Source organism: Plantactinospora sonchi (assembly GCF_036422035.1).
In the GTDB taxonomy this organism is placed as follows: Bacteria; Actinomycetota; Actinomycetes; order Mycobacteriales; family Micromonosporaceae; genus Plantactinospora; species Plantactinospora sonchi.
The window spans coordinates 229,119-255,322 of sequence record NZ_JAZGQK010000017.1 but is presented as its reverse complement, the minus strand read 5'-3'; the positions used below and the strand labels follow the sequence as shown (position 1 = coordinate 255,322).

Sequence of the window (26,204 nt, the reverse complement as noted above, 5' to 3'; positions counted from 1 at the left end):
TCTGCACTCACCTTTGGATCAGCGTTATCGGGTTCACCACGTCGGCGGTGATGGTCAGCAGCGTGAAAGCGCCACCGATCAGGATCAACGCATACGTTACGGGCATCAGCTTGAAGTAGTCGACCCGCCCAGGGTCGGGTTTACCCAGTCGAGCGAAGATCCACGACCGGGCCCGCTCGAACCAGGCGATGGCGATGTGCCCGCCGTCCATCGGCAGCAGCGGCAGCAGGTTGAAGACGCCGATGAAGAAGTTCAGCGAGACGAAGAGCAGGACGAACACTTCCCAGAGGCCGTGCTGGACGGCCTCGCCGCCGAGCCGGCTGGCCCCGACGACGCTGATCGGGGTGTCGACGTCGCGCTCACCGCCGGTGATCGCCGTCCAGAGGGCGGGGATCTTCTGCGGGATCCGCTGGATCGCCTTGGCGGTGTTCACCGCCATGTCGCCGGTGAAGTCGGCGGTCGCGCCGAACGCCCCGACCGGACTGTACTTGATCATCGACGGGGTGCCGAGTCCGACACCGAGCGCGGAGACCGGGGCGGCCGGGCCGTCCGGCTTGTCCGGCGACGGCCGCTGCACGGAGGCGAGGTTGACCTCGGAGGTGTGAGAGACGCCGTCCCGGACGAACGTCACCGGGACCGGCCCGGGCGGGGTGGCCCGGATCGCGTCGAGCATGTCGCCCCAGTTGGTCACCGGCCTGGTGCCGACCGCGGTGATCAGATCGCCGTTGCGGAGGTTGGCCTGGGCAGCCGGGCTGGCCGGGTCGCCGGCCTGGCAGCCCCGGGCGACGTTCTCGGGCACCACGCAGGGCGCCAGCTCGATCCGGGCCGGCTCACTGCGGATCTCGGCACTGGTGGTCGGGTAGTCGGGGTTCGGCAGGCCCATGAAGATCGCGGCGAACCAGAGCGTGACGATGGCGAGACAGAAGTGCGCCACCGAACCGGCCGCCATCACGGCGGTCCGCTTCCAGAGCGGCTGCCGCCACATGGCCCGAGGCTCGTCCGCCGGGTCGACGTCGTCGTCCTGCGGGGTCATCCCGACGATCTTGCAGAAGCCACCGAGCGGGATCGCCTTGATCCCGTACTCGGTCTCGCCTCGGCGGAACGACCAGATGGTGGGCCCGAAACCGACAAAATAGCGGGTCACCTTCATCCCGAACCGCTTGGCGACGAGCATGTGCCCGGCCTCGTGCAGGCTCACCGAGATCAGGATTCCCAGGGCAAACGCCACCACCCCGGACAGGTACAGCATCAGGCTCCTTCCACCGCCATCGCGATGATCTCCTGGGCACGGGCCCGCGCCCAGGATTCGGCGGCGAGCACCTCCTCGACGGTACCCGGTTCGGTGAAATCCGGTGCGGCGTCGAGGACCCGCTCAAGCGTGTCGACGATGCCGAGGAACGGCAGCCGGCCGGCCAGGAACGCGGCCACACACTCCTCGTTCGCCGCGTTGTAGATCGCCGGACGGCAGCGGCCCTCCGTCCCGGCCTGCTTCGCCAGGCGTACGGCGGGGAAGGCGTCGTCGTCCAGGGCGAGGAACTGCCAACTCTGCGCGGTGGTCCAGTCGACCGCCGGGGCGGCGTCGGCGACCCGCTCCGGCCAGCCGAGCGCGAGCGCGATCGGCAGCCGCATGTCCGGCGGGCTGACCTGGGCCAGCGTCGAACCGTCGGTGAACTCGACCATCGAGTGGATCATCGACTGCGGGTGGACGACGACGTCGATCTGCTCGTACGGCACCCCGAACAGTTCGTGGGTCTCGATCACCTCAAGCGCCTTGTTGACCAGGGTGGCGCAGTTGATCGTGATGACCGGGCCCATGTTCCAGGTCGGGTGGGCCAGCGCCTGCTCGGGGGTGACCTGGGTCAGCTCGTCCCGGCGCCGGCCCCGGAACGGCCCGCCGCTGGCGGTGAGCAGCAGTCGGCGTATCTCGGACCGGGTCCCGCCGCGCAGGCACTGCGCCAGCGCCGAGTGCTCGGAGTCGACCGGGACGATCTGGTCCGGTCGGCGCATCGCGGCCCGGACCACCGGACCGCCCGCCACCAGCGACTCCTTGTTGGCCAGCGCGAGGGTACGGCCGGCGCGCAGCGCGGCAAGGGTGGGCGGCAGGCCGAGCGAGCCGACCACGCCGTTGAGCACGATGTCGCACGGCCACTCGGCCAGCTCGGTCATCGCGTCCGGACCAGCGATGATCTTGGGAAGCTTGAAGTCGCCGCTGGACCAGCCTCGCTTCGCCGCCTCGGCGTAGAAGGCGAGCTGCAGGTCCTGGGCGGCGGAGGCCTTGGCCACCCCGACCGCCTCGACCTCCAACTCCAGGGCCTGGGCGGCGAGCAGGGCGACGTTGCCGCCGCCGGCACCGAGCGCGACCACCCGGAACCTGTCCGGGTTACGCCGGACGATGTCGATGGCCTGGGTGCCGACCGAGCCGGTCGAACCGAGCAGGACGATCTCGCGCGGGGAACTCACCCGGACATTCTCCCCGATCGTCCCTGAGGGCCCGCTGGGAGCCTCAGCCCTCTCCCCCGGAGTCCTTCGCATCCTCCGGCGGGGCCTCCTCGCCGAGGAGGTCACCCGGGTCGATCGAGAACTCGAAGGGGTTGCGCATCACGAACGTGGTCCCGGCCGCGGCAGCCGCCTGCGGGCGGTACTCCCCGTCGACCAACTCGAAGAGGGCGATCGTGGGCACCCGGTTGCGCAGGTCGACCCGGAGGAAGAACGGCACGCCGGCCTCGGCGTACTCGCGGGGCCGGTCGATGATGTCCTTGCGCCGGTTACCCGGCGAGACAACCTCGCCGAGCAGAACGGCGTGACCGATGTCCATCGTCGTCCGGCCACCACCGGGAACCCTGAGCACGACGATGTCCGGGATGAACAGGTCGTCGCCGGACACGACGTTCGCTTCGAGGTAGAGCCACAGCTTCGCCCGCCGGGCCGCCTGCTTCAGCAGGTACGCGAGATCAAGTTCGGCGTCCTGGTGGTCATATCCGGCGTGGGGGGTCACGATCACGCTTCCGCTCAGGACCTCAACCTTGGGGCCGTTGGTCTCCGGCAACAGGTCGAGGGCGAGCTGAGCGGTCCACGGCTCGTCACGCCACCGCAGCACGTCGAACGACGGCTCGGCGGGCTCCGGCTCCGGGTCGGGCGCGAAAGCGGCCTGGGCCATCCCGGCTCACCCCCTCAGCGGGACATTCTGCTCAGACCAGCCTAGCCGCGCAGCCCCGTACGCACGGCGTCGCACACCTGGTCCGACAGCCTTGTCGCTGGCGACGGACCTACATCCTCACCGCTCAACAGATATGCCGCATCAAGGTCACCATCAAACGGTCATCTCGGCACCGGGCAAGCAGTACGCAGGGAGACTCTCGATTTGAGCGGGCAGCGCTCCCGAATATCCGCACTTCGCGTCATTCCCGCCCTACGAAGCTTCCTTGACACCCGGTTCCGATACCTGAAGGTCTACCATCAGCCAATCAGCGATCGATTCGACGGCTTTCTCGTCAAGGTTCGCCACCTTACCTTCACGAGATGCAATATGATCAAGGAATTCGCCGGGAAGATTCACGTGATACGTACTCACATAATATGCCAAGTCCGCCGGCCAGATCCACTCGCCATCCGTCCGGACAGAATACTGACAAATCTTCTTCACAGCCTCATCCAACCTGTCATCCACCCAGGACGATGAGGCCATGACAACGGCTCCTTGCCGTAGATAATTCGTTACCAACGGCTCCCAATAGTGCGGCGCAGTAGCTGCCGAAGCAGCGATTTCCTCGGCGGATCCAAAAAAACCGACGCGTTTCATCGAAGTCCTCACCATTACCGCCCACGCCCAGGCCTGAAATGTACCCACTGCCCACCTGTGACCCGCTCCCCAAGCGGAGCACCGTCTGGCCCAATACTTAGCCCGCCGCCCTGGTAAACGTACAGGTAACCTTCCGGCGCTAAGACGTTCACACCAAGCTCATCCGCAAGGTCTCGGGCGAACGTGCCCGATGACGAGCCAGTATTACACGAGCATAGCCTAATCGGCCCCCCCTTGTATTTGGGATCATTTCTAATCATCTGGGCGAGCTGTCGGTGGTCGATCAGGTTGGCACCAGATTCGGCAGCATCCAAGTCCGGGCTTACCCCCTTCGACGATCCATGAATAAACACATCCTGATAATTTTCGTGTCCAGGAGTAGGTTTGGTCATGGGCGCCCTCTTTGCGACTTCATCTCCCTCCTTCATATAGATGATTTTCTCAGGTCCGTCGCTCGCCTTTCCTGCGCCGCCATCCCCACTTGCGCCACCGTTGCTACGAGCGGACGCACCTGAGGTACCACCAGGCTTGGAGTCGAACCACCCGCCGCCGGACTTGCCTCCACCACCAGCGGACGCCGCGACCGGGTTGGACTTGGCCTGAGCCTGTTTCTGCGCCGGATTACCGGTTTTCTTCGTATTGTTGACAGCCTTGTTGCTGGTCGTGTTGACCTTTTCAGCAGCCTTCTTCTTCGCCGCCTGCGCGGCGCGCTTCGCCCGCTCGATGGCCAACTTCTTGGCGGTCAACGCCGCCTGCTCGGCTGCCCGCGCCGCGGCCAGCACCGCCTCGGCGGCCCGTTTCGCCGCCCGCCACGCCTGGATCGCGTCGATGGTGCGGTTGATCGCCCGGATCACGCCCGGGATCTTGGCGACCTTGCCCCACGGGATGGCGTCCAGAATCAGGCTGCCGCACGACCACATGTCACCGCCGAAGCAGGCCATGGCGTCGTTGATGCCGATGAACTCCTTCAGCATGTACCAGGCAGAGTCGAGGATCACCGACATCAGCGAGCGACCCATGGTGGCCTGTGCCTGGGCGACCTGCGCCGCCGACAGCCCCGCCCCGGCCAGCGCCGCCGCCATCTCGGAGGCGGTCAGCGACACCGACAGCCCGGTCGGGTCCGACAGCGTCACCGGGTTGTTGTGCGCGTACGCGTAGCCGTTGTTCTGCTGCGGGTCGGTCAGGTCCAGCACCGGGTCGGCGGAGAGGAAGCGCCCCACCTGCGGGTCGTACAGCCGGGCTCCGAGCGGGGTGTAGCCGGACGGGTCGTCCCGCAGCGCACCCAGGAAGCCGGTGTTGCCCTGCATGTTGAACGCCGGACCACGCTGGTTGCCGAACGGGTCCTGCTTGCGGAGCCGGACCGTTCCCCCGTTTGTCAGGGCGACCTCGGCGTACGGGCTGCCCTGGTGGTCGCTGGCGACCGCGACCAGGGTGGGCCCCGCCGTGGGGTGCGTGTAGCGCATCACCACGCCGCCCGGCGCGGGGTACGAACGCTGGGTGCTGACCAGCCCCCCGCCCTGCTGGACGGTGAGCTGGGCCTCGCCCAGGTTCAGGGTGGCCTGCCGGCCCTGGATCGTGAGCAGCCGACTTCCGTCCGGACCGTAGATGTGCCGGGTCTCGTCCTGCGCCTGCCACTTCTGCGCCGTCGCGGCGGTGTCGCAGGCGGCCAGCACGATCGGGGTGGCGTTGGCCGTCGCGCCGTCCTTGACCGCGGCGCAGAGGTTGGAGGCGGTGTGCTTGAGCTGCCCCGCAGCGGTCCGCTCCAGCCGCTGGTTCGCCGAACCGTCACAATTCTGGATCGCGAACACCGATCCGGCCGTGTTCGCCGCCGGCTGCGCGCACCAGGTCTTGTCGTACGCGTTCAGCGTGCCCAGGTTCCGGTTGCTCTGGTTCGGCGCCGGGGTGAAGGTGTACTTCTGCGCCGGAGTGCCGTTGCACGGGTAGAGCTGGAGCGCTCCGCCGGCCACCAGGGTGCCGCCGCTGAGGTCGATGCACTTGTTCGCCAGGCCGACGTACGGCGACATGCCCTTGCCGCCCTGGCCGGTGATCCGCTCGATCTGGCCGTCGTAGGTCCAGGTGAGCGTCTGCTGGTCACCGTTCTCGACCGAGGTGACGGACTTGGTCTCGCCGGTCAGCTCGTAGAGCCGCTCCGCCACGGCGGTGACCTCGGCACCCTGCGGGGTGCGGTAGTTCTTGGTCACCTTGGTCAGGGTGCGCGGCTGGCTGCCGTCGGCCTTGCCGTAGGCGTAGCTGGTCGTGGCGTCCTTGGTGCTGTCGCCGGCGACGTTCTTCTCCACCAGCTTCTTGCGGTTTCCGAGCAGGTCGTACTCGTACTCCTGCCAGTAGCCGGAGCCGTCCGCGCCGGCCGCGACGTTGCTCGCGCCGCCCGAGCCGACCGGGCCGGCGTCGCAGGACTCCTGGTCCTTCGCCGTCCACGCGGTCTTGAGCTGGCCGATCGGGTCGTACGTGAAGCACTGCCGCTCCGCGATCTTGGTGGAGTGTTCGCGGATCGCGGTGACGTTGCCCGCATTGTCGTACGCGTAGGAGCGCTGCGAGACCAGGTTGCTGGCGGCGACGGTGGTGTCGCCGACCTGCTCCCGGTAGACCTGCTGGTTGGTCAGCGCCCCGCTGGCCTCGTCGTAGCTGGCCATCGCCCAGACCCGGTACGGCTGCGCGCCGAGCGTGGACCGGAGCAGCTGCCCGTACGGGGAGTAGACGGTCTCCGAGCCGTACCAGTCCTTGCCGGAGACCGACAGTGGCAGCCCGTCCTTGCTGTACCGGGCCACGATCTTCTCGGCGGGCAGGGCGCCGACGGCGGGCAGCGAGGTCGACTCGGGTAGCCCGGTGTCGGTGTACGCGTAGTTGTAGGTGTACGACGTCTGCAGGCCCCAGGTGGTGGCGATCGCCTGCGGCAGCGTCAGCGTGGTCGACGTCGGCTGGTAGTCGGTGCTGTAGCCGCCGACGGTCTGGGTGTACGGCAGGCCGTCGGTGTACCGGGTGGCGGTCGCCGGCAGCCCCTTGCCGCCCGGGGCGGTGTCGTAGGTGTACTCGGCCAGCAGGGTGCCGCCGCTGTCGCCGAGCCGCTGTTGCTTCGGGCGGGACAGCTCGTCGTAGCCGTTCCATACCGTGACGCCCCGGGCGTTGGTGATGGTCAGCGGCCGGTCCCGATCGTCGTACGTCATCCGGGTGGTGCCGGCGTCCGGGTCGGTCGAGGTGGTCTGCCGGCCACGATGGTCGTACGACCAGGTCCACGGGCGGTTCGGGTCGGCCGAGTGCGCCGCCCGGACCAACTGGCCCCGGGTGTCGTACTGGTAGCCCATCGAGGTGAACTCGGTACGGGCGGCGTCGGTGAAGGTGTCGACCCGGCTGGTCCGGCCCAGCCCGTCGGTGAAGATCCGGTAGGAGGCGGCTCCGGTCGGGTTCAACACCGTGGAGTAGTCGGCGCCGTAGCTGTAGTTGGTGGCCCGGCCCGGCGCCTCCTCGCCGCGCAGGATCGGCAGCTCCCGGGTGACCCGACCGAGGCCGTCGTAGGTGTACCGGGTGGCGTTCGGCACCGCCGTGTCGGCGAGCGGGGTGAACAGCGTGCCGACCGGGGAACCGTCGGCGAGGTAGGCGTTGTTGGTCTGCCACACCTCGCCCGAGCTGTTGTAGAGCGTGTCGGTGATCAGCCGACCGCCACCGACGGCCTCCACCTGGCTCTGCCGCTCCCGGCCCAGACCGTCGTAGAGGGTGACCGAGGTCTGGACCCGGTTCTCGTGCCCCCGGCTGAAGGTGGTGATGTACGGCGGCTTCCCGGCCGGGACGGCGTACTCGGCCCGGAAGTCCGGCACCGCCGCCGTCGACGGGGTACGTCCCGGACCCCACGCCTCGACGAGGCGGCCCAGCGGGTCGAACCTCGCCTCGCTGACCCGGCCGTTGAGATCGGTGGTCTTGACCGCGTGGGCGCGGCCCGGGTCCAACTCCTGCTTCTGCTCGTGCCCCAGCGAGTTCCGCTCGGTGACGCTGAACGCCTGACCGGTCTCCGGGGTGTAGGTGATGGTGGAGGTCCGGCCGTCCGGGTCGGTGGCCGACTTGACCCGGCCGATGGCGTCGAAGGTCCGGGTGCCGTCGGACTGGAACCCGGAACCGTCGGCCTTCAGCGACCAGGTCTGCCGGGCGAGCCCCCGGTCGGTACCGGACGGGGCTACCCCGTACGCCCGGTCGTCGTAGGCGACCTGGCCGGCGGCGCTCAGCGTGGTCAGGTTGTCGAAGGTGGCGGCGGCACAGGTCGTCGGGCTGCTCCGGGTCTGCTTGGTCAGCCCGATCAGGTTCTTGTCCGTGTAGTGGTGGTACTCGAGGAACGTGCAGGATTCGTCGCCGGTCCGTCCGGTGTCACCGAGGACCTCGACGTGCGTCGGCAGGCCGTGCGTGGTCTCGAAGGTGGTCTTCGTCTCGACCACCCGCAGCAGGCGCGGGTCGTCGCCGGTGCCGGAGGATCGGGCGTACGCCACCTGGCGCGGCTCGGTGACCCGCCAGGAACGCAGCGGGGTCAGCCCGTCGTCCCGGTCACGCCGGGCGAGTTCCCGGGCGTCCGGGTACGAGACGCTGCGGGTCAGCCAGTCCTCGTCGGCGTCGCCCGCGCTGGTGTAGGTGAGTTCCTCGGCGACCCGGCCGGCGAACGGCTCCCGGTCCTTGGCGATCTCGACGCCGGTGATGTCCGGCACGGAGACGCTGTCGCCCATGCCCCGGAAGTACCGGGTGACGGACTTGGTCCGCCGGCTGCCGATGTCCGGGTCGTCCGCGCCGGTGAGGACGGTGACCTGGGCGAAGCCGGCGAACTGGGAGTAGGTCCGGGTGGACTTCTTGGTGAACTCCTGCTCGGCGAGGCGCCACCCCGGGTTCGCGTACGCGTACCGGGTGAAGGTGCCGAACGCACCGTCGACGGCGGGCAGTTCCTCGATGCTCTCGACGACGTACTTGTGGAACCAGTCGATGTCCTCGAACGCCGGGTCCGGATGCCAGTACGACGGGTAGCAGAGCCGGGTGTTCGACCTCAGTTCGGCGGTGTCGGTCTTGGTCGGCAGGCCGGTACCGGTGAGGCAGTCCCCGACCGGCTTCCTGTAGTTGACGACGGTCTCGCCGCCGTACTCGTTGATGACCCGGGCGATGCGCAGCCGGGAGAAGCCGGGGCGGTGGTCCTTCCTGACCCGGTTCGGCATGTCCTCGGCGTTGGCCTCGAACCGTACCGGGTTGAGCCGGACGCTGGCGTCGGTCGTGCCGTTGCGGCCGTAGCCGGTCCGGGTGACCGACTCCAGCCAGAGCGCGGTGTTGGGACCGGTGCGCAGGATCGGGAACGACTGCTTGAGCTGGTAGTCGTCCACGGCCTGGAGTGCGGTGTTGCCGGGAAGTCGCTGCGCCGACGTGGTGATTTTGTCGAGCCGCTTGCGGGAGAAGAACGACGGGCCGGCGTTCCAGCACTTCTTGTCCGCGGCGCAGCGCAGGTCGGCCGGGGTGTCGTACCAGATCCGGTACTTGTTCGGGTCGCTGCTGGCGAAGTTGGTGTCGGTGCAGGTGAGGGAACCCTCGGCGAAGCAGCGCTCGGCCACGCTGAAGTTGACCCGGGCCAGCGGCGCGGCCGAGAAGAGCGTGTTGTTGCGCTGCCCGTAGTCGATTCGGGTCAGGTAGCCGCCCCGGTCGTACGGGACCGGGTCCTTGAAGTTGAAGTTCCGGGCGTAGTAGTTGCTCTCCTTGGCCCACCACAGGCTCATGGCGTTGCCGTGCACGTCCTCGACGTAGTCCAGACCCCAGCGCCACGCCTGCGTGCAGGAGGAACCGGCCCAGTTGCCCGCCTTGTAGCAGGGCTCGTCCGGGTGGTTGCCGTAGACCGGCACGGTGAGCACGGAGTTGGTCAGCGGGTCGTCGGCGGCGCTGCCCCGGTCGGACCAGCCGGGCAGGCGGTGCATACCGAAGTGGTAGCGGGTGCCGTCCCGGGTGGTGACGATCCAGTACTCGCCGTCCGCGTCCCCGTTGCCCAGGCCGGTGTTCGTCTCCAGCTGGACCCTGGAACCGTCGCCGTTCGCGGTGTGCCAGATCCCGGTGGCCTTGTCCTTGACCAGTTCGGTGGTCAGGCCGCCGAGCGAGAGGGTGGCGTTGTCGGAGCCCCAGCAGAGGTCGGCGGTGCGGTGGCTCGCGTTGTTCGAGCCCGACTTCTTCGAGTCCTGTCGGCAGTTGGCGTAGCTGCGGGTGATCGCGCCGGCGTTGTAGTCCCAGCCGTCGCCGATCCAGGAGGCCTGGTTGTTGGTGGCGGAGGTGCGCCCGTCCACCGACTGCGAGGAGTACGACAGCGCGACCCTCGGCATCAGGCCACCAGCCGTCTCCGGCACCTGTACCTGGTACGAGTAGGTGAACGCGCCGGAGGAGGAGCCGGCGGCCCAGGAGCCGGAGGAGAGCAGCGGGGTGGCGGTGAAGTCGCCGGCCGCCGAGGCGCCGGTGTCGAGGACGCCGACCACGCCCGAGCCGGACGACGTGTCGGCGGCGGAGATCGCGGGACCGGCGGCGGAGGCACGGGCGGTCGAGGCGCCGAGCAGCGAGCCGATCGGCACGCTGCCGGTCACGACCCGACGGACCGGTACCTCGGGCTCCTCGGGCTCGGGCTCGCCCTCGTCGGTGTCCTCGCCCTCGCCCTCACCCTCACCGTCGCCGTCGCCGTCGGGGTCGTCGGGGTCGTCGCCCTCGGGGTCATCGGTGGTGACGGCGGCGCGGGCCGGGGCCTGCGCGGCCGGGACCAGCCTCACCTCACTGCGCAGCGGCTGGATGGGTGCCGTACCGGGGGCGAGGTCCAGGGTCCCGGTGCCGTCGCCCATGGCGCAGTCGCCGGTGTCCGGGGCGTCGTAGACGCAGTCGGGCAGCACCATCACGCCGAAGCGGTCGGCGGCCTGCGGCCCGTACACGTCGGCGAAGGCGGTGTAGTCGACGCTCAGCACGACCTCGCCGGCCGGGTCGGCGGTGACCGGCGGGGTGATCTTCATGACCAGCCCGGACACCCCGGCGACCTGGGAGGCCTCGGGAGCGGCGAGGTCGACGGTCCAGGCGCCGGCGACCGCGGCCGGATCACCGCCCTCCGGCACGCCGAGGGCGACCGGCAGGTCGTCGACGGGGACGCTGGCCCCGGCGGCGACGCCGGTCAGGTCCACCACGCCGCTGTCCTGCTGCCACGGGGTGAGGGCCTGCGGCGCGTACGGGACCACCGGAACCGCCGCGGCGGTGGTCAGGTTCGGATCGGCGCCTTCGTCCTGGCCGATTCGCGCGCTCTGCGGGATGTCCGGCAGGTCGACCTGGATCCCGTCCCGGTCCATCCCGGTGCCGGGCACCGCCCAGGCGGCAGCGGGCAGGCTCGTCGCCACCAGGGTCGCGGAGAGCGCCAGCACGATCGCCGTACGGCTGCGACGCCGCCAGTGCTGACCTGGCTTCACCGGAGTCCGACGGCCGTGCCACCGCCGGGACAGCAAACCGGTACCACGCATGAGCGTCGACTCCCACCAGGCGCGAAACGAAAGAGAGGGTGCGGACAGGCCGCGAGCACATGCCACGCATGGCACATGCGTGTGCACTCTGCGGCAGCAACGACGATCGCTCAAGGTCACCGCACGTGACCGGAGCGCGAATCGGATGACTTCGATCACAGTACCAATCGGCACCAGACACTGTGGACCGTACGAGTCGTCGCGTCACGGGCCAATCACCGGATGTCCGTTACATCGCAGCCACAAATGCCCTCAGAGAATCAATTTCCGGCGTAACCCTCGATAGCCTCCGAGCGCGGATAACGTATTGATAACTTTCACGGGATAGACGTAACTCCCCTACGGCGTGCGATCGTGTGGCCGCGTTCTGCCCGGCGCCCCGCCGGACGGGCTGCCCTGCTGTCTCCCATGTCCGCCCGGCCCAACAGGAGTAGATCCCCGTGATCGCGCCTCGCCTGCTCAGTCCCTTCGTGCGTACGCGCACCAGGCTGGCCCTCAGCCTGGGCGTCGTACTGGCCCTCGTCGCCGCCCCACTGCCGTGGTGGCTCGGCTCCGACGAGCCCCGGACGGAAGCCCTCGGCGCCGTACCGGCACCGGCACCGGTAGCGCCCCGGGACGAGGCGGCCGCGATGACCGAGGCCCGACAGACCGGCCAGGAGGTGCCGGTGGACACGGCCACCACCGCCACCTCGCTGACCTGGGCACGCCCCGACGGCCAACTGCGCACCACGTTCCACGCCACGGCACAGCGGGCCAAGACCGCCACCGGGCGGTGGGCGCCGATCGACACCACGCTGGCCCGGGGCGAGAAGACCCCCGGCGGCCTCGACGTCCGACCCGCCAACCCTCCGGTCCCGGTACGCCTGGCCGGTGGCGGCACCAGCGGAGGCGAGAGCGTTCTGGCCGAGATGGACCTGGACGGCCACACCATCGCGTACACCTGGTCCGGGCCGCTGCCGGAACCGGTCCTCGACGGCCCGCGCGCCCTCTACCCCGAGGTTCGTTCCGGAGTGGACCTGCTGGTCGTCGTCCGCGACGACGGCAGCCTCGCCCAACTGCTGATCGTCAAGAACCGCGCGGCAGCCACCACCGAGGCGGTCCGGAGCCTCGGCTACGGCCTGCGCTCCGCCACGGCGGTCTTCCGGCACGAGTCGAGCACCGGCGGCGTCCGCATTCTCGACCGGGCCGGCCAGGAGATCAGCGCGATCCCCACCCCGTTCGCCTGGGACTCGGCCGGCCAGGATCCGGAAGCGCCCGAAACAGCACCCCGCACCGCTGTCGCCAGCCCTTCCGACGTGCTCCGGCTCTCCGGCCTCAACGGCAGCGAACCCGGCTCCCGGCACGCCCGGATACCCACCCGGCTGGACGGCGACGGCAGCGGCGAGGCCCGGCTGCACCTCGACGCCGCCGCCACCGGGCTGCTCACCGCCGAGGACGTGCTCTTCCCGGTCTTCCTGGACCCCACCCTGACCAGCGGCCGGCAGGCCTGGGCGACGGTCTACGCGCAGCACCCCAACACCAACACCTGGAACGGCACCAACTTCAACAAGGGCACCACCGACGCCCGGGTGGGCTACGAGCGGAACACCCCGCTGCGGGCCCGCTCCTTCTGGCGGATGGGCTACAGCTCCGCCATCAAGGGCGCCACGGTCAGCTCGGCCACCCTGAGGATGCTGAACAACCACTCCTGGAACTGCAGCGCCCGGGAGATGCAGCTCTGGCTCACCGGCAGCATCTCCTCCGGAACCACCTGGAACGCCCAGCCGTCCTGGAGCAGGTTGCAGCAGGAGCGCTCCTTCGCGCACGGCTACGGCAGCAACTGCGCCGACGAGTACGTCAGTTTCAACGTGCTCGACGGCGCCCAGCGTGCCGCCAACGGCGGCGCGACGAACCTCACCTTCGGCATGCGCGCGACAAACGAGTCCGACACGGTGACCTGGCGCAAGTTCCTGGTCAGCTCGACGGAGTTGAGCGTCACCTACAACCGGCCCCCCAACCAGCCGACCAACGGCACCACGACCCCGGGCGGCGCCTGCGTACCTGGTACCGGCCCCGGGGTGACGGTCGGCAAGACGAACCTCACCCTCGCCGCGACCGCCACCGACGCCGACGGCAACCTGAAGGCGTTGCGCTTCCGGTTCTGGAAGGACGGGGCCGCGATCCCGGCAGGCACCCTGGACACCACCCTCAGCAACGGCAGAGGGGACGTGGTCATCCCCTCCACCACCCTGGAGGACAAGGTCAGCTACTCGTGGGACGTACGCGCCGAGGACGAGGCGGGCAAGGTTTCCGACTGGTTCCCGAACGGCGACGCCCCCTGCCGGCTCACCGTCGACGGCCTGAGGCCCGGGACTCCGCAGGTCGACAGTGACGTCTGGCTGGAAGCCACCGACGACGGTGCCACCTGGTCCACGGTGAAGTTCGGCGGGACCGGGCCGGTCAGCTTCACCGCCACCGAGGCGGCCCGGTTCCGGTACTCGCTCGGCGGCATCAGCCCGCTGGAGGTGACCGCCACCGGCGGCACCGCCACCGTTCCCGCCCTGCGACCACGGCACGCCGGTCCCAACACGCTCGTGGTGCACGCCCTCGACGCGGTCGGCAACCTGAGCGACCCGAAGCACTACCACTTCTACGTACCGCCGAGGGATGCCGCCGACGGCCCCGGCGACACCGGCGGGGACGGCCTCCCCGACCTGTTGCTGATCGGCGCGGACGGCAACCTGCGCACCTACGCCGGCGACGAGAAGGGGGAACTGCACGCCTCACTCACCGCCTCGTACACCGCGGACCGGCAGCTCAACCCGCCGGGACACTGGTACGACCCGGCGACCGGCAAGGCCGCACTGATCAGCAAGTACGCCGACGTCTACCCGGGCGACGGCTCCACCGACCTGTTCGCCCGTACCCCGGACGGCGGTTTCTGGCTCTACCCCGGTGACGGGTACGGCAGCTTCGACGTCGACCAGCGGCTGCGGGTCCTGCTGCCGGCCAACGCGCCGAACCCGACAACCTGGACGCAGCTCAAGGCGATCGGCGACATCACCGGCGACAAGCTCCCGGACCTGGCGCTGCGGGCCGGTACCGCGTTCTGGGTGCTCAGCGGCTACACCGGCGCGAGCTTCCAGGAGGCGACCCTGATGCAGGGCACCGCGTGGGGCCGTGCGGAGATCGTCAACGTGACGGACGTGGACCTGGACGGTACGCCTGACCTGCTCTGGCGCAACCTGGACACCGGCATCATGTATCTCCGGCACGGCAAGCCGGGCACGGGCGCGGGCAGCGTGAACCTGGACTCGCTCAAGACGGCCGCCGGCTCGCGCAGCGGAGACGTCTCGTACGGGACCAGTTGGACCGAGACGAACATCAGCGCGGTGGTCGGTATCCCGGACGTGAACGGGGACCGGGTGCCCGACATGTGGGTCCGGTCCGCCGTGGACGGACAGCTACGGGTCTACCACCCGTCCATCACCAACACGAATCCGCCGGTACAGGTGGTACTGGCGGAAAACCTGGCGAGCGTACGCGCCTTCGGCTGAACCGCTCCCCCGTGCTGAACGGGCCCGAACAGCCTCTCCTGTTCGGGCCCGTTCGGATTCCCGGGCCGCTGCCGTGCGCGGGCAGGCACGGCAGAAGTGCCGGAACACGGTCGCTCTCAGCCACTCAACGAACCGTCCGACCTGACGATGAGCCGTCCGAACTTCGGCAGGACGATGTCGACGAACCCCGGTGAACAGAGATCGTCCTGATCGGCGTCCACGTGAATCTGCACCGGCAGGTCGCCGGCGGGAACGTAAAACCGGAGCACCGCCAGATCCAGCCCGTCACCCACCCGTAGGATTCCACTGGAAATGCGTATCGTGCCGTCGAAAACAATCGGCCCCACCGGATCGTCGACAACGTTGGCGGCAACGCGGACGGTGGTAGGACCGTCCGCGGCGCCATTCTGAACCCCGACAATGATCTGGGTGGTCCCCACGTCCAGCAGAGGGTGGTGCCCGCGCTCGCCGAGATCCTGGTCCGCTTCGCTCTCGTTGTCACCGATGAAGAGCACGCCTCCACCGACAAGGGCGCTGAACTGTCCGAGTATGGGCATGCCCGGATCCTACTCAGGCATCGATATGCGTACGGTTCCCGGCTCATCGGTTCCGGACCCGCGTTACTCGCATCGAATAGAGAAAGAGCCCGAGGAGCGTCGCGTCCGGAATCCTCTCGGACGGGCCATCCTTCCTACCCCGAGGGCTCGATACGCCGTGCCACCCTCTCAGGACGGTCAGGGCCGACCGAGGTGGAACGTCTCCACCTCGATTCCGCCGTACCAGTCGGTACGACGGCCGATCGAGGTCATGCCGAGCCGGCGGGCGACCCGCATGGACGCCTCGTTGTCGGGCGCGACGACGGCGTAGAGTTCGTCGACCCCGAGCGCGAACCCGCGCTCGACCGCGCCCCGGGCGGCCTCGGTGGCATAACCCTGGCCCCAGCAGTCCGGGTCCAGGTGCCAGCCCACCTCGATGTTGTCGGTCAGCTTCGCCTCGTCCACCCCCGGCAGTGGCTTGAGCATCACCGTGCCGACCACCACGTCGTCGTCACGTCGCTGCACCGCCCAGATGCCGAAGCCCGCCCCGAACGTGGCGTTGCGGGCGTGCCAGCGGCGCACCATCTCGGCGGCGGCAGCCGGCTCGCGCAGCGGAAGCCCCGGGGCGGCGAGGAAGCGGGCCACCTCGGCACGCGAGTAGATCTCGAAAATCCGGTCCAGGTCAGCCTGCTCCAGCGTCCAGTCCCGGACAACCAGCCGGTCCGTCGAGTAGATCATCGCCATGGCGCCGGATGGTAGCCGTCGACGGCTTCGACCGACCAGGCATTTCCACCGCAGCCGCCCGGCACCCGTGGGCCGACGGCGGGGTGTCGAGGACATCCACCGCCGGCGGGTCAGGACTGAGCACACGCGGTACGGGGAACAGGCTCGTGGTGGGCGGTTGGCAGCGGACGAGGCGGGTCGTGGCGGCCGCCTTCCGGCCGGTACGCGGGCGTGACCTCTCGTTGCACGCCGCCGCCATCACGTTCTACGGGGCGATCGCCGTGGTGCCCGTGGCGCTGCTGGCGATCTGGTTGACCGCACTGGTCGCCGGCGCGGACCGGGTACGCCGACTCGCCGCGTACGCGGTGCGCACCCTGCCGGACGAGATCGGCGCGCCCGGCGCGTTGGCCGCGCTGGTCGAGGCCGGGGTGACGTTGACACCACTGCTGGCGCTCGCCTCGGTGCTGCCCGCCTCGCTCTACGGTGAGGGGCTGCGTCGGGCGTTCGTCTCGGTCGCCCGGCCGGCGACCGGTGAGTCGCTGGTCGGCTGGCGCGGGCGTCTTCTGCTGCTGCCGCTGCTCGCACTGGCCCCGGCGCTGCTGCTGTCGGTGCTGCTGACCCTGCCGACCACCACCGGGCTGGTCCGGCGGGGCGGCTGGACCGGCGGGTTCGGGGTGGTGCTGTCGTTCCTGATCGTGTGGCTGGTGCTCACCCCGGTACTGCTCTGGGTGTACCGGGTGGTCGGCCCGGCCGCGCCGGACTGGCTCTCCGCGCTCGGCATCGGTTCGTTCACCGCGGCGAACCTCTCCGGCTTCCTGCACGGCTTCGTGCTCTTCGCCTCGCTCCCGATCGACCTGGGCGTACCGTTCGGCGGGTTCGACCGGATCGGCGCCGGCGTCGCCGTGCTGCTCTGGCTGTACGTGTTCCACGTGATCGTGCTCACCGGCTACTCCGCCACGCTCGCCCTGGCCCGTTGGCGCGCCCGTCGTGTCGCCCGCCGCCCGCCCACCGCGCCCGTCGACCCGGGCTGACCGCGAGGTCCGGGTCACCGCTGCCCGGTGAGCACGGGCTGCTGGGTTTCCGCCGGCGGCCCGCCGTCCGACTCGCGGATGCCGTAGCGGCGGTGGATCCGGGCCAGCGGGCCGGGGGCCCACCAGTTCCACCGGCCGAGCAGCCGCATCGTCGCCGGCACCAGCAGCGCCCGGACCAGGGTCGCGTCGACCGCGATCGCCACGATCATCCCGATGCCGATCAGCTTGATGAAGACCACGCCGCCGGTGGCGAAGCCGGCCACCACGACGGCGAGCAGCAGGGCCGCGGCGGTGATGATCCGGCCGGTGTACTGGAGTCCGGCGGCGACCGAGTGGGTGTTGTCGCCGGTACGATCCCACTCCTCGCGTACCCGGGAGAGCAGGAAGACCTCGTAGTCGGTGGCGAGGCCGAAGAGGACCGCCAGCATCAGGATCGGGTTGCTCGGCTCGATGAAGCCGGTCGGGGTGAAGTTCAGCCAGTCGGCGAGGTGCCCGTCCTGGAAGATCCAGACCACCACCCCGAACGAGGCGCCGATCGAGATCAGGTTCATCAGCACCGCCTTGATCGGCAGCAGCACCGAGCCGAAGGCGAGGAAGAGCAGCACCAGCGTGGCGGCGGCCATGATCCCGGCCATCAACGGCAGCCGGGAGGTAAGACTGTCCAGCATGTCCAGGTCGGCCGCGGGCCGCCCGCCGACCAGCACCTCGGCACCCGCCGGTGCGGGCAGGTCGCGGACCAGCCGTACGACGTCCTCGGCGACCGGCCCGGTCGGCTCGCCCGGATAGGTCACCGCCAGCAGGGTCGACCGGCCCTGGTTGGCGGTGACCTCCACGCCGGTCACCCCGGGCAGGCGGGTCAGCTGGTCGGCGAAGCCGCGGGTCGGCCCGGCGTCGGCGCCGGAGACCAGCACGGCGATCGGGGCGACGTTCCCGTTCGGGAACTCGGCCTGGATCCGTTCGGCGACCACCCGGGGCGGCGCGTCGCCGGGCAGTACCCGCTCGTCGAAGCCGCCGGCCTCCATCCGGAAGAACGGCGTGGCGAGCACCGCCAGCACCGCGACGACCCCCACCAGGTACAGCACCGGGCGCCGCATCACGCTGCGGGCCAGCCGCGCCCAGCCGCCGGAGTTGCCCACCGTGGCCGGCGGTACGCCCGGCCGGTCCGTCGCCGGCCGGGCGCGGTCCGTTCCGTCCGGCCGGGCGCGGTCCGCGCGGCGCCGGCCCGGCAGGCGTACGGCGAGCGCGTTGATCCGGGTGCCGAGGACCGCGAGCAGAGCCGGCAGTACGGTCAGCGAGGCGAGCATCGCCACCAGGACCGCCGCCATCCCGCCCAGCCCCATCGACCTGAGGAACGACTGCGGGAAGATGAGCAGGCTGGCCAGTGCGGTGGTGATGGTGAGTCCGGAGACCAGCACGGTCCGCCCGGCGGTGCCCATGGTGTGGGCGATCGCCGCCGGCACGGGATGCCCGGCGGCGAGTTCCTCCCGGAAGCGGCTGACGATGAAGAGCGCGTAGTCGACCGCCATGCCGAGCCCGATCAGCGTGATGATGTTGATCGAGAAGACGGAGATGTCGGTGACCGTGCCGAGCAGCCGGACCAGGACGAACGCGCCGAGGATGGCCAGCCCGCCGACCAGCAGCGGGGTGGCGGCGGCGACCAGTCCACGGAAAATCAGGATGAGCAGGACCAGCAGGATCGGCAGGGAGAGCAGCTCGGCCCGGGTGAGGTCCTCGGCGGTCTGTTCGTTCGCCTCCGCGAGGAAGGCGACGTTACCTCCGGCCTGGGTGGTGACGCCGGGGGCGTCCAGCGCCGGCCGCACCGTGTCGTACGCCTCGCTCCGCTCGTCCGGACCGCTGCCCCGCAGCTGCACCAGCGCGTACGTCGCGTGCCGGTCGTGGGCGACCAGGTTCGGCGCCTGGGTGTCGTACCAGCTGGTCACCTTGACGATCTCCGGCCGCTGCCGCAGCCGGTCCAGGGTGGCGGTGACCGGGTCCCGGAAGGCGGGCTGGTCGACGGTGCTGGTCGGGCTGGAGTAGAGCAGGATCAGGTCGGCGCTCTGGTTGCCGAGTTCCGCGTCGATCCTGGCGGCGGCCCGGCTCGACTCGCTGGCCGGATCGTCGAACCCGCCGCCGGTCAGCGTGCCGAAGACCCCCACGCCCCAGGTCGCGCCGACGGCGACCAGCAGCAGGGCGGCACCCAGCACCCGCCACCGGAGTCGGACCACCGCTCGCCCCCACCACGTGAACATGGCCCGTCCTCCCCGTCGGCCGTTAAGGTCTTACCCGTAACGAGCAATCATTCAGGTAAACGCTGTTCACTTTCGCAACAGACGTTCTCTAAAGTCAAGGGGGGCTCGTCATGACGGCACCCACTCGCCGGGAGCGTCTGCGTACCGCGACGGTCGCCGAGATCAAGGACGGGGCGCGGCGACTGCTGGTGACCGGCGGTCCACCGGCGATCTCCCTGCGCGCGATCGCCCGGGAGATGGGCATGACCGCGCCCGCCATCTACCGGTACTTCCCCAGCCTGGAGGCGCTGGTCGTCGAACTCGCCGGCGACCTCTACGACGAACTGCGACAACAGGTCCAGGCCGCCCGGGACGCGGCCGGCGAGGACCCGCTCACCCAGCTGGCCGCCATGGCGCGGGCGTTCCGGGCCTGGTCGGTCGCCCACCCGGCCGAGTTCATGCTCGCCTTCGGAAGTCCGATCCCCGGCATCGACACCTTCGAGGAGGCCTGCCTCGACGAGAACCACCCCGGAGCCCGGTTCGGCGCGGTGTTCCTGCGGGCCTTCCTGGAACTGTGGCACCGGGCGCCGTTCCCCACCCCGCCGGCCGACCTGCTCCACCGCCGGCTGGCGGGTTCCCTCGGCCCGTTGATCCGCAGCCACGGAGACCTGCCGGTCGAGGTGGCGTACGTCTTCCTGACCGGCTGGACGTCGCTCTACGGCATGGTCTCCATGGAGGTCTACCACCACCTCCGGTGGGCGGTGTCCGATCCGGACGCGCTCTTCGAGACCGAGTTGGCGGCCTACCTGACCCGACTCTCCCCGGGAGCCGCCACCACCGGGGACGGTTCGGGCTAGGCTCCCCGGACATGACCGCCGACATGCCGAGCCGGGCCGACGTGACCCTGCCGAACCAGGCCGAGGTCGAGTTGCCGGGCCGGGCCGACGTCGTGATCGTCGGGGCCGGACACAACGGACTGGTCGCCGCGGTACTGCTGGCCCGCGCCGGCCTCGACGTGGTGGTGCTGGAGGCGGCCGACACGATCGGCGGGGCCGCCCGTACCGAGCGGCCCTTCCCCAAGGTTCCCGAACTGCGGCACTCCACCGGCTCGTACCTGCTCGGGCTGATGCCGCCGGAGCTGATCCAGCTGCTCGACGTGCGACTGCCCACCCTGCGCCGGGACCCGCACTACTTCCTGCCCACCCCGGGCGGGCCCGGCTCGCCGTACCTGCTGTTCGGCGCCGACCGGGAGGCGACCCGAGCCCAGATGACCCGGTTCTTCTCCCTCGACGACGTGGCCGCCGACGACGCGATGCAGGCCGAACTCGCCGCGCTCCGCGAGGACCTGGCCCCGGCCTGGCTCGCCGAACCGCAACCGGCGGAGGAGATCGCCGACCGCCACGTCCGGCCCAAGCTGCGCGGGGTCTTCGTCGACCTGGTACGCGGCTCGGTCGCCGACTACCTGGCCCGGTTCGACTTCCGCTCCGAACTGCTGGTCTCGATGTACGCCGTCACCGACGGCCTCTCCGGGCTCAACGCCGGCCCGGACGACCCCGGCACCGGATACAACTTCCTGGCGCACAACATGTGCCGGCTGCCCGGCGCCGGCGGCACCTGGATGATCGTCGCCGGTGGCATGGGCACCGTCTCCCGGACCTTCGCCGACGCCGCCCGGTCCGCCGGAGCCAGGATCTTCACCGGTACGCCGGTCGCCTCGGTCACCCTCGACGGCGGCGCGGCCAGCGGTGTCGTACTCGACGACGGCCGGACGATCGCGGCCGAGGTGGTGCTCGGCGCCGGTGACCCGTACCGGCTGATGGAGCTGGTGCCCGACGGCGCGCTGCCGGCCGCGCTCACCGAACGGATGGCGGCGGTCCGCCGGACCGGCACCACCCTCAAGGTCAATCTGGCCCTGGCCGACCTGCCGACGTTCTCCTGCCTGCCGGCCGACGCGCCGAGCCCGTTCGGCGCCACCATCCACCTGCTGCCGGGGTCGGCGTCCCTGCTGCCCGGCGGCGGTGGGGACGAGTCGCCGATGGCGGCGCTGCGCGGCATGTGGGCGGACGTCCAGGCCGGCCGGCTGCCGGCCGAGCCGACCATCGAGTGGTACCTGCACACCACCGTCGACCCGTCGTTGCGGGACCCGGCGGGGCACCACTCGTCCGCGCTCTTCGTCCAGTCCGTCCCGTACGCCCCGGCCGACTCGTCCTGGGACGACCTGCTCCCCGGCTACGTCGAGCAACTGCTCGCGATCTGCGACCGGTACGCCCCGGGCACCTCCGACCTGGTCGCCGACGTGCTACCGCTGACCCCACCCGGGATCGAGGCGCACTTCGGGATCACCGGCGGACACATCCACCACGTCGACAACACGGTCTCGTTCACCGACCGGATGCCCTACGCCACCGGACTCGACGGGCTGTACGCTGGCGGCGCCGGCTGCCACCCGGCCGGCAGCGTGATCGGCGCCGCCGGACACAACGCGGCCCGGCGGATCCTCACCGACCTCGGCCGCTGAGTCCCCCGCCGCGGGCGACCGATCCTGGTGCCGGCGGACCACGTCCGGTCGCGACGACTCACCTGCCAGTCCGAATACGGCGATTTCACCTGGTTCGGGCGGCTACGCTCCTGCCCAGAGTCTCTCGCCGTCCCGGCCATCCGGCCGCTGGTGTCGACGGCGGGTCGAAGGGCGGTCGCGGTCGTGAACGGGGCGGAGTCGCTGCTGAATACCCTTGCCGACGCAGGGGTCGAGGTCTGTTTCACCAACCCGGGAACAACCGAACTGCATTTGGTCGGCGCGTTGGACTCCGTGCCGCGGATGCGTGCCGTACTCGGGCTGTTCGAGGGGGTGGCCACCGGCGCGGCGGACGGATACGCGCGGATCGCGGGCAAGCCGGCAGCGACGTTGCTGCACCTCGGGCCGGGCCTCGGACACGGCCTGTCGAACCTGCACAACGCGCGGCGGGCGAACTCGCCGGTCGTGAACATCGTCGGCGACCATCCGACGTACCACAAGCCGTACGATCCGCCGTTGGAGTCGGACATCGAGACCGTTGCCCGGTCGTTGAGAGGACCGGTCCGCCGGCCCGCGAACGCCGCCGGCGTACGCCCGGACGCGGTGTCGACGATCGCGGCGGCACTCGAACCACCAGGCCAGATCGCCACCCTGATCATGCCTGCGGACGTGTCGTGGTCCGACGGCGTCGGCACCGACGGCGGCGCGGACGGAACGCCGGTGCGGCCCCGGCCGACGCCGGCCGCCACCTCCGTCGTCGTCGAACGGATCGCCGACGTGCTGCGCGGCGGGGACGAGGCGGCACTGATCATCGGCGGCCCGGCGGGACGCGCCGCCGGACTGTGCGCGGCGAGCCGGATCGCGGCCGGCACCGGCGCCCGGGTCTTCCTGGAGACCTATTCCAGCCGGCTGGAACACGGGGCCGGGCTGCCGTCGTTCCCGCGCCTCGGCTTCTATCCGGAGGGGGTCCTCGGGCAACTCGACGGGGTCCGGCACGTGATCGTCGCCGGTACCCCGGTGCCGGTGGCGTTCTTCGCCTACCCGGGCAGGCCGAGCTGCCTGATCCCGGACGGCGCGCAGGCCCACGTGCTCGCCGAGGTCGGGCAGGACGCGGTCGCGGCGCTGACCGCGTTGGCCGACCTGGTCGCCCCCGACCACGAACCGGCGGTGACGGAACCGGGCCGTCCGGGGCTGCCAAGCGGCCCGCTCACCGTGGAGAACTGGCCGGCGGTGATCGGCGCCCTGCTGCCGGAGCACGCGATCGTCGTGGACGAGACCATCAGCTCCGGGATCGGGTTGCCGGCCGCGACGGCCGGCGCACCCCGGCACGACGTGCTGGCGATGTGCGGCGGCGCGATGGGCGAGGGTCTGCCCCTGGCCGTCGGTGCCGCCGTCGCCGCGCCGAGCCGGCCCGTCATCGCGCTCGAAGCCGACGGCTGCGCCATCTACACGCTCTCCGCGCTCTGGACCCAGGCCCGGGAGAACCTGAACATCACCAACGTGATCCTGAACAACCGGTCCTACGCCATCCTCCGCGAGGAATGGCACCGCCTCGGACCCGGCGACTCGGACCCACACACGAACAGGCTGCTGGACCTCGGCGAACCGAACATCGACTTCGTCGGGCTCGCCCGCGCGTTCGGTGTGCCCGGCAGCCGCGCCACCACCGCCGAGGAACTGGCCGAGCAGTTCGCCCGGGCCGTCACCGAGCCGGGCCCGTACCTGATCGAAGCGGTCATCCCACCTGTCGCGTGACCGTGCCTCAGCCGGCCGGCTCCGGGCTGGGCTCAGGCGCCGGCGCGTCGGCACGGTGCGCCCGGATCCGGTGCCCGACGCTGGTCAGGCAACGTCCGCTGGCCAGGTCGAACCGCCAGCCGTGCAGCTGGCAGGTGAGCTGGCCGTCCTCGACGATGCCGAACCGGCTCAGGTCCGCCTTCAGGTGCGGGCAACGCCGCTGCACCACCCAGTCGCCGATCGTGATGTCCTCGGCGTCGACCGCCCGCTCGTGCTCGTCGTACCAGCCCTCGGCGTACTGGAGGCGCTCCTCGGAGAGGCACTTGAAGAAGGAGTAGACGAACTCGTTGTACTGGCCGATCCGGGCGGCGGAGAACCGGCAGGAGAGGAAGAGCGAGTTGACCCAGTCCACCTCGCCGATGTGCAGCAGGTGCTCGATCAACGCCCGCTCGGTACGGAACCGGTACCGCACCTTCTCGTCCGCGTAGGGCCGGACCTGCTTGCCGGGGAAGTCGACCACGATGGACTCGATCGACTCGCCGTCGTAGCCGACCAGATCGAACCGGACCGGACCGCCGACACCCTTGGCGAGATAGATCGACTCCTCCAGCAGCGGTTCGATCCGCTGCTTCATCTCCTTGAGCACGTCGATCTCGGGGTGCCGCCAGGACGCCTTCTCCGCCTCGATGATCGGGCGCTTGCGCTCCCGCATCTCCTCCAGGTGCGCGACCTTGTCGGCGAAGAACTCGTCGACCGGCGTCGGGTGGCTGGTCTCGCAGCTCTCCGTGGTCAGTTCCGCCACGCTGCCGGGCAGCAGGACCACTCCGTTGGTGCCGCCGACCTTGGCGTACTCCCGCATGAAGACCGACTGGTCGGGGAAGATGTTGCCCTCGTCGCCGTGGATGTCGTTGAACTGCCACAGCTCGTCGTCGAGAAAACACGGCGGACCGGCGATCGGGAAGACGTACGACGCCTTGAGGTCGTCGATGTAACGCCAGGTCCGGTCGAACTGCCGGTCCCGCTTCTGCTTGCCGAACGCGGTCTTGGCGGCGGCGGGCAGTTCGTAGACCATCGGGTACCAGATGGCGCCGGAGAACTGCAGCAGGTGCGCGTGCACGTGTCCCAGCTCGGCGAAGGTGCTGAGGTCGGTCGGGCGGGCGTCGTTCTGGTTCAGCACCCGTACGCCGTCGTACTCCACCCAGAGCGCGGAGTCGCCGATCGGGCCGTCGGTCGGGCTGGTCAACGCCTGGATCATGACCTTCAGGCCACCGTCCAGCTCGTGGACCTCGTTGGTCTTCGTCCGGAAGAAGCTGGTGAATCCCAGCTCGCGGAGCTCGTCCTCCAGCTCCGAGGTCGGGTACTCCGGCAGCAGCACCGTCGCCTTCTTCGAGATGAAGTTCTTCAGGTGGGCCGCGTCGAAGTGGTCCCGGTGCAGGTGCGAGACGTACAGGTAGTCCACCTGGCCCAGACTTTCCCAGTCAAGCTGTGAATTGTCCGGAAAAGGGAACCATGAGGCGAAGTAGGCGGGGTTGACCCACGGGTCGCAGAGGATGCTCCCCGCGCCGGTGTCGATCCGCATACTCGCGTGGCCCGTACCGGTCAGTCGCACCGCACTATCCCCCTAGACATCAGCTGTCTCGTCCCGCTTGCAGACAATCAAGGCGTACGCCAAACGCTACCGGAGCGCTCCGCCCGACCAACCCGCGACGTCCGGTTGTGCCCGTCGGTCCCGTTCGCCGTACCGGTCAGCCCGGGACGATGACCCCGATCGGGCCGTACCGCGTGCCGACCGGTGCTGACCGGATCCCGCCCGGGTCGGCGCCGCTCGTGCCGCCGCGCCTCGGCTCCGGGTTCACCCGATGCGGTACCGAGCTGCCAGACGAAGGCGGGCCCGACCCGAGGTGCTGGCCTCGGAGGGCGGAGGCCGGCCACGCCGCCTCCACGACACATGCCAGACTTACCAGGATCCGATCGTGAGGAAGGACCGGAAAGTGGCTGGAAGCGAGCCGGTGACGTCACCCGACCAACACAAGCCGGGCCATCGGAAGGCAGGCCGGATCGGAGCGCTCGTCTCCGCGGCCGCCATGGTGGCGATGATGTTCAACAACAACGAGGTGAGCGGCACCGAGAAGCTCTGGCTCGGCGGCATCGCCGCCTTCCTGGTCGTCGTCGTCATCGGCGACAGCGTCCTGCGCCGCAACGGCCTGCGCTCCTAGGACCTGCGCCGCGTCGCCCGCGCTGCTGACGGCGCCGGTCGGACTCTGGACGCCCCTCCGGCGGACGCAGCCCGACCGGCGCACGCCTGTCCCACCACCGCGACACACGCGGCCGGCCTGCGGCGCTGGCCCCACTCTTCGGCCCCGGGGCTCTTCGGCCTTCACCCCTCACGCACACGACGCCCGACCGGGGTACGCAGGTCCGCTGCCTACGACAAACTCTCTCGTAGCCTGCGGTGCTGCTCTGTTCGCCGCACGGCAACCCGGATCCGCCCACCTGTGGTGACTCCACGCACGGCGCTGCGGCAATGCGCCGCCATCTCGCGAGGGTTCCGCCACATCACGGGAGAAGCATCGCGCCGACCACGCCGCCGGCGGCACGAC

14 protein-coding genes and 2 pseudogenes are annotated in these 26,204 nt (G+C 70.1%); 6 read left to right on the top strand and 10 right to left on the bottom strand.

All coding sequences use genetic code 11. The features are described 5' to 3' along the window. Positions 1–7 precede the first annotated feature (7 nt). The 6 genes and pseudogenes from V1633_RS21230 to V1633_RS37030 all read right to left on the bottom strand — a co-directional run. On the bottom strand, positions 8–1,249 hold the full coding sequence (locus V1633_RS21230) for a M50 family metallopeptidase (RefSeq protein WP_331216112.1): 1,242 nt from the start codon (positions 1,247–1,249) through the stop codon (positions 8–10). Further along, positions 1,249–2,460, bottom strand: a complete 1,212-nt coding sequence (gene dxr / locus V1633_RS21225) for a 1-deoxy-D-xylulose-5-phosphate reductoisomerase (protein ID WP_331216111.1) — start codon at positions 2,458–2,460, stop codon at positions 1,249–1,251. The genes V1633_RS21230 and dxr overlap by 1 nt, the downstream gene beginning before the upstream one ends. A 43-nt stretch (positions 2,461–2,503) precedes the next feature. Further along, positions 2,504–3,157, bottom strand: coding sequence for a Uma2 family endonuclease (locus V1633_RS21220; RefSeq protein ID WP_331216110.1), 654 nt, complete (start codon positions 3,155–3,157; stop codon positions 2,504–2,506). Between the two features lie 252 nt (positions 3,158–3,409). Then, the gene (locus tag V1633_RS21215; RefSeq protein ID WP_331216109.1) at positions 3,410–3,799 is read right to left on the bottom strand and encodes a hypothetical protein; all 390 of its coding nucleotides are present in this window, start codon (positions 3,797–3,799) and stop codon (positions 3,410–3,412) included. 476 nt (positions 3,800–4,275) lie between these two features. Beyond that, positions 4,276–10,407: pseudogene (locus tag V1633_RS21210) on the bottom strand (ricin-type beta-trefoil lectin domain protein); the annotation flags it as partial. Between the two features lie 108 nt (positions 10,408–10,515). Then, positions 10,516–11,301, bottom strand: a pseudogene (locus V1633_RS37030) (hypothetical protein); the annotation flags it as partial. A 440-nt stretch (positions 11,302–11,741) separates the two neighbouring features. Here V1633_RS37030 and V1633_RS21205 point away from each other — a divergent pair. Continuing rightward, positions 11,742–14,837, top strand: a complete 3,096-nt coding sequence (locus tag V1633_RS21205; protein ID WP_331216107.1) for a DNRLRE domain-containing protein — start codon at positions 11,742–11,744, stop codon at positions 14,835–14,837. A gap of 116 nt (positions 14,838–14,953) precedes the next feature. Here V1633_RS21205 and V1633_RS21200 read toward each other — a convergent pair whose 3' ends face one another. Both V1633_RS21200 and V1633_RS21195 read right to left on the bottom strand, forming a co-directional pair. Beyond that, on the bottom strand, positions 14,954–15,394 hold the full coding sequence (locus tag V1633_RS21200; protein WP_331216106.1) for a hypothetical protein: 441 nt from the start codon (positions 15,392–15,394) through the stop codon (positions 14,954–14,956). 177 nt (positions 15,395–15,571) lie between these two features. Further along, positions 15,572–16,117, bottom strand: a complete 546-nt coding sequence (locus tag V1633_RS21195) for a GNAT family N-acetyltransferase (RefSeq protein WP_331216105.1) — start codon at positions 16,115–16,117, stop codon at positions 15,572–15,574. A 146-nt stretch (positions 16,118–16,263) separates the two neighbouring features. On the opposite strand from V1633_RS21195, the gene V1633_RS21190 reads away from it, so the two are divergent. Beyond that, on the top strand, positions 16,264–17,127 hold the full coding sequence (locus V1633_RS21190; RefSeq protein ID WP_331216104.1) for a YhjD/YihY/BrkB family envelope integrity protein: 864 nt from the start codon (positions 16,264–16,266) through the stop codon (positions 17,125–17,127). Between the two features lie 14 nt (positions 17,128–17,141). Here the strand turns inward: V1633_RS21190 and V1633_RS21185 are convergent, their stop codons facing one another. Then, positions 17,142–19,376, bottom strand: a complete 2,235-nt coding sequence (locus tag V1633_RS21185) for an MMPL family transporter (RefSeq protein ID WP_331216103.1) — start codon at positions 19,374–19,376, stop codon at positions 17,142–17,144. A 110-nt stretch (positions 19,377–19,486) separates the two neighbouring features. Between V1633_RS21185 and V1633_RS21180 the strand changes: the two genes are divergently transcribed. From V1633_RS21180 to V1633_RS21170, 3 genes are read left to right on the top strand one after another with little or no spacing between them, the layout of a single operon-like run. Further along, a complete protein-coding gene (locus V1633_RS21180) occupies positions 19,487–20,212 on the top strand; it encodes a TetR/AcrR family transcriptional regulator (RefSeq protein ID WP_331216102.1) in 726 nt (241 codons plus the stop codon). 23 nt (positions 20,213–20,235) lie between these two features. Beyond that, positions 20,236–21,873: a phytoene desaturase family protein gene (locus V1633_RS21175; RefSeq protein ID WP_331216215.1), complete on the top strand. Its 1,638-nt coding sequence runs from the start codon at positions 20,236–20,238 to the stop codon at positions 21,871–21,873. Between the two features lie 27 nt (positions 21,874–21,900). Then, positions 21,901–23,625, top strand: a complete 1,725-nt coding sequence (locus V1633_RS21170; protein WP_456238641.1) for an acetolactate synthase large subunit — start codon at positions 21,901–21,903, stop codon at positions 23,623–23,625. A 7-nt stretch (positions 23,626–23,632) separates the two neighbouring features. On the opposite strand, the gene V1633_RS21165 is transcribed toward V1633_RS21170, so the two are convergent. Next, positions 23,633–25,213: a Rieske 2Fe-2S domain-containing protein gene (locus tag V1633_RS21165; protein ID WP_331216100.1), complete on the bottom strand. Its 1,581-nt coding sequence runs from the start codon at positions 25,211–25,213 to the stop codon at positions 23,633–23,635. Positions 25,214–25,595: 382 nt separating this feature from the next. On the opposite strand from V1633_RS21165, the gene V1633_RS21160 reads away from it, so the two are divergent. Beyond that, positions 25,596–25,820 carry a hypothetical protein gene (locus V1633_RS21160; protein ID WP_331216099.1) on the top strand — a complete coding sequence of 75 codons (225 nt, stop codon included), beginning with the start codon at positions 25,596–25,598 and terminating at the stop codon, positions 25,818–25,820. Positions 25,821–26,204: the final 384 nt, after the last annotated feature.